Raw genomic sequence first — 8,483 nt, forward strand, 5'->3', positions numbered from 1 at the left:
GGCTCTGCAACGGGACGTTCGTCCCGACGTGCGGCGATGCAGACGGAATCTGTCCGCAGGACTGCAGCCTCGAGGCCGACGAAGACTGCAGCGTGTGCGTCAGCCGTTCGATCCTGCTGACCGGATGCGAGCTGAAGGTGACGCGGCGGCGCACGCCGGACCGGACCGATCGCATGAGCATCCGGTGCGAGATCGACGCATGCGATGCGGCCGGCGGAATCCTGCCATCCGGTGAGGGCATCGAGCTGCTGCTCGCGGACGCGTCCGGAGTATGCTTCCGCGATCGCCTTGCCGGACAGGAATGCGTGCAGACATCCACGGGATACCGCTGTAGCCCCGCCGACGGCACCGATCCCGGCATCCACGTTCTCAAGCTCAAGGCACACTCGGCGTGCGAGTACAGCCTGCGCGCCAAGCTGACCGGCAGCGACCTCACCTGTCTCGACGCCGCACGCTCGCCGTGGGTTCCCACGCTGATTCTCGGAGACGACTGCGGCGACGTCGGTTGCCCGATGTCGGGCACCGACAAAGCTTCTTGTCCGGGCACGTGCGGCAACGGCGACGCGTCGGATGCGGGCGAGCAGTGTGATGGCGGTGACGACTCGATCTGCCCCGGACTTTGCGACTCGACCTGCACGTGCCGGTAAGAATTCCGGCATTCGGCGCATCGAAGCGCGCGGATTGCGCGATCACGCGCGCGCACTGACTGTTCCGCGCCGGTTCAGCCGAGAACGATCCTGATCTTGTGCAGCTTGCCGTCGCGCCGGAGCACGATGCGTGCGCCGTTCTTGTCGACCGGCAGCGCCGCGCTGCCGAGCGACGCGGAAACGACCGACGCCGCGCACCCCGACGGATTTTCCACCTCGATGTCGTAGACGGTGCGCCTGTCCGGAAGGCGGTAACGGATGCGGAACCCCGGCCACGAATCCGGCACGCACGGCTTGATGCGCAGCAGCCGCCCTTCCTCGATCGTCAAGCCCAGCAGCGATTCGATGCCGGTGCGATACATCCAGGCCGCCGAGCCGGTGTACCAGGTCCATCCGCCGCGCCCGAGATGCGGCGCCGCACCGTAGATGTCGGCGGCGACCACGTACGGCTCGACCTTGTAGAGCGAGGCCGCGTCGCGGTCGCGTGCGTGCATCACCGGCGAGATCATCTCGAAGTACGAAACTGCGCGGTCGCGCTTGCCCATTCTCGCGAGCGCACGGATCACCCAGATCGCAGCATGCGTATACTGGCCGCCGTTTTCGCGAATGCCGGGAACGTAGCCCTTGATGTACCCCGGATCGTGCGACGTCTTGTCGAACGGCGGCCACAGCAGCCGGATGATGCCGGCCTGCCTGTCGAGAAGCTGCTCTTCGATCGAACGCATGGCCGACGATGCGCGCGCCGGCGTCGCGATGCCCGAGAGCACCGCCCACGCCTGCGCAATCGCATCGATGCGGCACTCGTCGCTGGAAGCCGATCCCAGCACCGATCCGTCGTCGTAGTACGCGCGCCGGTACCACTCGCCGTCCCATCCGGATTTTTCGATGCCGGCGGCGAGCGTCTCGCGATACTGGCGGTATCGCCGCAGCCGTTCCCAGTCGGAACGTTTTTCGACGATCGGAACGAACAGGTCGAGGATCGTCACGAGGAAGAATGCGAGCCACACGCTTTCGCCGCGACCGCCGCGGCCGACGCGGTTCATCCCGTCGTTCCAGTCGCCGGTTCCCATCAGTGGAAGGTCGTGCGCACCGGACGTCAGCGAGCGGTCGAGCGAGCGGCAGCAGTGCTCGTACATCGATACGGGATCGTTCACGCGTTCGGGAAGCAGGTACGTTTCGTCTTCGCCGTCGGCGAGCAGTCGCGCGCGCACCGAACCCGTTTTCTCTTCGAGAACGCTCTCGTCGCCTGTCGTCGCGATGTAGGTCGCCGTAAGAAACGGCAGCCACAGCAGGTCGTCCGAGAAACGCGTGCGCGTGCCGCGGCCGGCCGGAGGATGCCACCAGTGCAGCACATCGCCTTCGACGAACTGGTGGGCCGCATGCAGCAGCAGCTGCGCACGCGACAGATCGGGACGCGAGTAGACCAGCGCCGCCGAATCCTGCAGCTGATCGCGGAATCCGAATGCACCGCCCGACTGGTAATACGCCGAACGCCCGTACATGCGGCAGCTCAGCGTCTGGTAAAGAAGCCACCCGTTGAGCATCAGGTCGATCGCAGGCGACGGGGTCCGCACGTCCATGGCCGACGTCAGGTCCTTCCAGCCTGCGCGCGACTCTTCGAGCGCATCGGAAACCGCACCGGCGACCCTGAGCTTCGCCACCAGCGCTTCGGCTGCGACGGTATCGACCGCATGTCCGAGCGCGAACACGATCTCGATCTCTCCGCGAGGTGGAAGCACGACCGGAACTTCGAACGCGAAGCAGGGCTCGCCCTCTGACGTGCGATCGAGCGGGCCGCCGGCGGCGACCGCACGCGGCGCCTGCATCGTGCCGCCGCGTCCGACGAACGACTGGCGGCTCGTCGTCCACGACGTCGCCGACGGCTCCGCGCCGGAAAGCACGGCGGCAAACGCGACCTCGCCCGCGTGATCCTCGCTCATCGGATTGCATGCGAGCAGGATGCCGCTCGCGTCGTCGCCTTCGCTGACGAGGAATCGGGAAGCCTCCAGCGGTTCGACGCCGAGCACGAGGTGCGCGTACGAATACAGCGACAGCCTGCGTTCGCGGCTGCCGCGATTGGACAGTCGCACGCACGTGACGCGCACCGGATCTTCGCCGGCGACGAACGTGGTTACGGTCTGCTCGAGCGCTTCCGATCGCTGCATCCAGCGCGACCAGCCCATGCCGTGACGGGCTTCGGTCCATGCGCCCGACGGTGCCGGACCGGGCAGCGGCGACCAGAAGCGGCCGCTCGCCGGATCGCGCAGATAGAGCGCTTCTCCGAACGGATCGAGAAGCGGATCGTTGCTCCACGGCGTGAGCTTGTTCTGGCGGCTGTTGCCGGCCCACGTGTAGCCGGCACCGCTTTCGGTCGCGAGAAAACCGAAGCGCTCGTTGGCGACGATGTTGACCCACGGCATCGGCGGCACGACGCCGGCATCGGGCTCCGACAGCGACGCCGGCCCGACGCGCATGACGTACTCGCGGCCGTCTTTGGAAAATCCCCCGTAACCGTTGTCGAACAGCAGTTTCTCGCGCGCCGGCAGCGGCTCGCCGGCCTTGGGCACGCGCGAACGCGTCGAGCGCGGCCGCGCGCTCTCGTCGCCGGCGTCGGCGAGGTCGGGGATCCCTCCGTCGACGTACCAGTGCGCCTGCGCGCGCAGCGTCGATGCCTCGCGCACCCCGAGCGCAAGCACGGTCGTCACGACGGCGTGCACCGGCGAGTCCTCGCAGATCGCGCGATGGACGCAGGGGCCGGGAAAGCATCCGTCCTGGTCGCACAGCAGCGCAACCGACACTTTCAGACCGAGACTCGACAGATAGCTGCCGATCGCCAGCACGGCGGCCGCACGTCCACCTTCATCATGATGAAGCGGAAGCACCATCAGCAGCGCGTCGGCCGGGATCTCGAGTTTTGCGAGCGGGCTGACTGCGACGCGTGCCTGCTGGCGGTCGGGAAGCGGTGCGGCCAGGGCCGGCAGCGCATAGAGCATCGCACCGGCAAGCTCCTGGGCGAGCTCGGCCTGTTCGTTCGAAAGCAGGAAGCGCTTTCGCCGTGCGCGTTCGGCAGATGCCGCCGCGCGCACGACGTCCTTGGTTCCCGCTTCCCCCGTGCGCTCGCGAAGAGTGCGCACCGCCGATACGACGACGTCCTCGGAATTTCCCGCCGACAGCGAGAAGACGAAATTCGCCTCGCGACCCGGGGCGAGCTCGACGCTGCGGCGAAGCGCGAATACCGGATCGAGCACGCTGCCGGTCGTGCCGGAGAGCGGACTCTTCGAAGCCAGCGCGGCGGGACGCGCAAGGCTGCGACCGCGGCCCAGAAACACGCAGCGATCGGTCTCGAGCTCGAGCTCGCCGTCGCCCGACAGTGTGGCCGCCACCCACACCGGCGACTCTTCGCTGCTGCGCGGGCGGCGCCTTGCGGTAACCACCGACGTCTCGGCGTCGAATGCCGTTTCGACGAAGAGCTTCGCGAACGCGGGATGCGCGATGTCGGCGGCGCGGAGGCCGGCAACGATTTCCGCATAGACCGTCAGCTCGACGCGCCGCAGAGTCGACGCGCGATTGCGCAGCACGAACGAACGCACTTCGGCGTCGAGGTCGCTGGCGACGGCGATCTCGCAGGTTGCCTCGATGCCTTCGTGACGGCGTCCGAGCGTGATCGTCCCCGCGCCGCTTCGCGCGAAGAACGTTCCGCCGACCTCACCGACCGGCACCGCGCCGAGTGACCAGACTTCGCCCGAATCGATGTCGCGCAGATAGGCGAGAATCCCCTGCTGATCGCAGATGCGATCGCCGGACCAGCGCGTCACGGCAATGTCGCCGCACTGCGAGAATCCGGTGCCAGCGCCGGTTACCACCGTGTAGTAGCGTCCGTTCGAGAGCACGCGTGTGTGCGGAGAAGAATCGTGGAGGCGGGCAAGAGGCGGGGCCTCCGCTGCGAACAGAGGACGCGCGTGCGCGCCCTCCGCGAGATCAGTTCCCGCCGCTCTCTCGCCGTCCGCCTGAGGAGCGGGAATCGTCTCTGGAACCTCGTTCACGCAGATCCTCCAGCCGCGGCTTATACTGGAAGACTATCGTGGCGGGTAACTGTCGGAGGCGTATCGTGGCATTTTCCACATCTGCGCCCACCCCGTTGACCGTTGCGTTTTCCACTTCTTCACCGAACGGCGCGCGAACTTCGATGCCGCCATCGGGTACAGTGAACACGCGCACGCCTGCAACTCCGCTCACCTGAGCCGACGCCGCCAGATCGACTGTCGCCTGGACGACGGTGCTGGATGTTGCCCGTCCATCGCCCGGATGGCCGGACGTTGCGTGCACGGACTCACTCCGGCGAATGTCGATGTCGAGATTGCCGTACCATGTCGGGAGCGATCGCGCGCGAACGACTCCGCCGTCGAGCCAGCGAAGCGGTATGCCCGCTCCGACAAGCAGCCGCTCCGGCGCATCTGCGCCGGAGCGCTCACGCTCGGTGACCAGCAGCGTGCGAACGGCATGCACGAACGTCGATCCGATCCACGTGTGCGGAAGATCCCCGAGAAACGACGGCTGCAGGCGATCGAGCCACGATATTTCCGGCCAGCCGTTCCATGCCGGCGGCCGCGTATCGGCGACCAGCGCACCGAGCAGGTCGATGGCTTCCTGACGGCGGCCGAGAAGAAGCAGGGCCGTCGCGTTTCGAAGCTCGTAGGCCGTATAGCCTACGCCCGGCGTCGTCTTTCCCGCGCGGGCGTGGAAATCGTCGATGTATTTTGCGAACGAACGCTCGAGCGCATCCGGCGGATAGATCGACTCGAGGCCGAGCTCGAACGAAACCGCGGTCGAAGTCGGATCGAAGTCCGCGAGCTCGACGGAGGCCGGGGCGAACTCGAGCCCGTGTTCGTCCATCGTCTGCCGGATCGAGCTGCGCAGCGACTTGTCGAAGTCGTCGCGCTCGGCGGCAAGCCTGGTGCGTTCGGCATCGTCGCCGGCGACGCCGGCAAGCATCGCGGCATCCGCAAAGCCGCGCAGCGCGAACGTCTGGTCCCAGTACGAGTGCACCGGGCGTGCGCTGTAGCCTTCGTGGCTGATCGATTCCGGCAGCAGCCCGAAATACGCACTCCTGGCGGGGCTGCGGTATTCAGGCGTCATGCGCGACTGCCGCAGCCGGCTCATGCAACCGGCGACTGCACGCACGTGCGGCCACATCTCGCGCACGAACGCTTCGTCGCGCGTAAAGCGCCAGACCTCGGCGACGGCCCAGATGAACTCGCCGAAACTGTCATGCTCCGGCACCGGATCGGCGCCGCGCCGATCGACGCAGCACGGCGCCCAGCCGTCCGCGCCGATGTAGCCGGCATACCAGCGCAGGAACTCTTTGACCTCGGCGGAAAGGCCGAGCTCGAGCAGCGCTGCCGACGTCATCGCGCCGTCGCGGATCCACGAGCGCTCGTACGTGCGCGAACCCGGCTGGATCGCCGGCCCGTCGCGGTTGATCAGGATGAACGCGAGATTGCTTCTAAGCGCGTCCGACCAGCGCCGCGCGGCCTCCGGAAGCTCGATGCCGGCGGCATCGAGCGTGGTCCGCCAGCCGTCGCGTGTCTCGGCGAGCAGCGCATCCAGGCTTTCCTCGCGTTCGCGCTGGGCATCGCCTGCGAGCGGCGGCGCGCATGTTTTCTGCGGCGCCGTTGCCGCGACCACCGGCGAATCGAAAGCCCACGGCACCGCGAGCCAGACGTCGCGCGGCTGGCCGCCCTCGAGCGAAACGTTCCACGACCACGCGGCCGACGCGTGCCCGAACGAATCGACGACCGAGGACGCCGCCGGAAGAACGCCGCGCTCGAGAAACCTGGTGATGTCGCCTTCTTCGAATGCGGCCGCGCCGAATCCGGCCGGCGGCGTCAGCACGAGCACACGCCCGTCATCGGCGCGCACCGCTTCCCCTTTGCGATCGATCCGCTGGACGCGGGCAGCTCCGCCGGTGCGGTTGAGCGCCTGCCACGGCGGCAGCACCTGGAACGGCCGCAGCGCAACGAACAGCTTGAGCGTGCGATCGGCGGGCGCGCTCAAGCGGTAGCGAACGTAGAGCGTGGACGCGTCGGCGCGTCCTGCGGCAAAGGCCGTGATCGTCAGGCGGTAGGCGTCGTCGGTGCGGGTGACCGTCGGGATCGGCAGGTATCCTTCTTCGAGCGACACTTCGTTCGTCGTATCGTTCCACGAGCGCAGCCTGCCGGCATCGAGCACGAACGGCTCGAGCGTGAATTTGCCGGCCCCGACTTCGACGCTGCCTTCCTCGTTGACGAGTGCTTCGTCTCTGGCACCCGATACTCCGGCCAGCGTCCAGTAGCTCTGTTCGCCGGCGAAATAACGCGGGTAACGGCCGCGCTCGGCGCGGCGCGCCACCGCCGTGAAAAAACCGTTCGCGGAGCCCGAGTACTCGAACGGCTGAACGCGGATCTCGCCGAGCGCGGCGTGGCTGCCGGGCGGCAGAAGCCACCGTATGCGCACGTAGCGAGCATAGACCTCCGGCATGTACACGTCGTCGATGCCGCCGTCGCTGCGGGCGAAGCGGCGCACTTCCTGCCACGACGCGCCGTCGGCCGAGACTTCGACGACGTACGCCTTTGCGAATCCGTCGGGAGCATGCTCGAGCACGAGGCCGCCCTGTTCGCGCGCATCGTGGAAGTCGAGCGTGACCACCGGCGCGGCGTCGCCGTCGGCGCTTCGCCATACGGTCGCGACGTCGCCGTCGAACAGGCTGCCGGCGCCGTTCGCGTTCGAGCTCACGGTAGCCGACGGCGGCCGGCCTTCGGCGGCCGCGTCGCGCGGCTCGAGGCGGATCTCGTCGATCCAGATGGTACCCTTGCCTCCGCTGCCGGCGCTGACCGCGATCTCGATCGAATCGATGTGCGCAGGCATGCCGCCGCCTGCCGGACCCCATGCGAATGCGATCCGCGAGTCGGCGACCGGAAGCGCTTTCCAGTCGCGAGCAAACGCGTGGTCCGGCAGGCGCGACCACCAGACGTTCTCGCCGGAGATGAACTTGAGCTCGAGCGTGTTCGGCTCGCAGTCGGCGCGAAGCTCGAACACGAACCGGTAGCTTGCGGGCAGATCGATGGACACCGCGCGCTTTGCGATCGCGTGCGTCTTGCCGCGGCCGAGGTCGAACGAGAACGCGACCGCGCCGCCGTCCTTTCCCGCTGCTGCGGAAACTTCTGCGACGGCACCCGGCGAAGCGATCGCGGTCCACGCGCCGGGATCGTCACCCGCATCGAGGACCGCTGCGGCAGCGGACGCCGCGACGAGAACCGCCATCACCAGCGTCGAGGCGACAAGCCGGGCCTGCAGGCGGAATCGGGATCGAATCGGCATCGCTTCTTTTCGGTGACGTGTGCTCGCGCGGAACGCTGCGGCTCAACCCTTGAGCCCGCCTGCAGTGAGCCCGGCGACGTAGTAGCGCTGCAGCAGAAGGAACACGAGCATGACCGGCAGCACGGTGACGACCGCGCCGGCCATCATGAGCTCGGTATCCTGCACGTGCTCGCCGAAGAGGCCGGCCAGCGCAACGGGCAGCGTGTAGAGCCGGTCGTCGGTCAGCACGACCAGCGGCCACAGGAAGTCGTTCCACGTTGCCATGAAAGTCGCCACCGCCAGCGTGACCAGGATTGGCCGGCACAGCGGCACGACGATCTGGAAAAAAATCCTGAGCTCGCCCGCTCCGTCGACGCGGGCGGCATCGAGAAGCGCGTCGGGAATCGCTTCGGCATACTGCCGGACGAGGAAGATCCCGAAGATGCTCGCCATCGACGGCACGATCACTCCCCAGTAGCTGTTGAGCAGTCCCATCTCGCG

Annotated in this window: 4 protein-coding genes; 1 reads left to right on the forward strand and 3 read right to left on the reverse strand. The window is 67.6% G+C overall.

Going from position 1 to position 8,483, the window contains the following annotated elements; translation table 11 throughout:
- A partial coding sequence (locus VN634_14355; protein ID HXC52065.1) for a hypothetical protein occupies positions 1-647 on the forward strand: 647 nt, incomplete at its 5' end.
- Positions 648-721: 74 nt separating this feature from the next.
- On the opposite strand, the gene VN634_14360 is transcribed toward VN634_14355, so the two are convergent.
- The 3 genes from VN634_14360 to VN634_14370 form a co-directional block, all read right to left on the reverse strand.
- The gene (locus VN634_14360) at positions 722-4,690 is read right to left on the reverse strand and encodes a hypothetical protein (GenBank protein HXC52066.1); all 3,969 of its coding nucleotides are present in this window, start codon (positions 4,688-4,690) and stop codon (positions 722-724) included.
- A complete protein-coding gene (locus VN634_14365) occupies positions 4,626-8,003 on the reverse strand; it encodes a discoidin domain-containing protein (GenBank protein HXC52067.1) in 3,378 nt (1,125 codons plus the stop codon). The genes VN634_14360 and VN634_14365 overlap by 65 nt, the downstream gene beginning before the upstream one ends.
- A gap of 42 nt (positions 8,004-8,045) precedes the next feature.
- Positions 8,046-8,483, reverse strand: a 438-nt coding sequence (locus tag VN634_14370; GenBank protein HXC52068.1) for a carbohydrate ABC transporter permease, incomplete at its 5' end; no start/stop codon positions are given.

The sequence above is a fragment of the Candidatus Limnocylindrales bacterium genome (assembly GCA_035571835.1).
Classification (GTDB): Bacteria; Desulfobacterota; Binatia; order UBA1149; family CAITLU01; genus DATNBU01.

Coding starts and splice junctions, on each gene's coding strand:
- VN634_14365 (HXC52067.1), bottom strand. CDS start 8,003: ATGCCGATTCGATCCCGATTCCGCCTGCAGGCCCGGCTTGTCGCCTCG.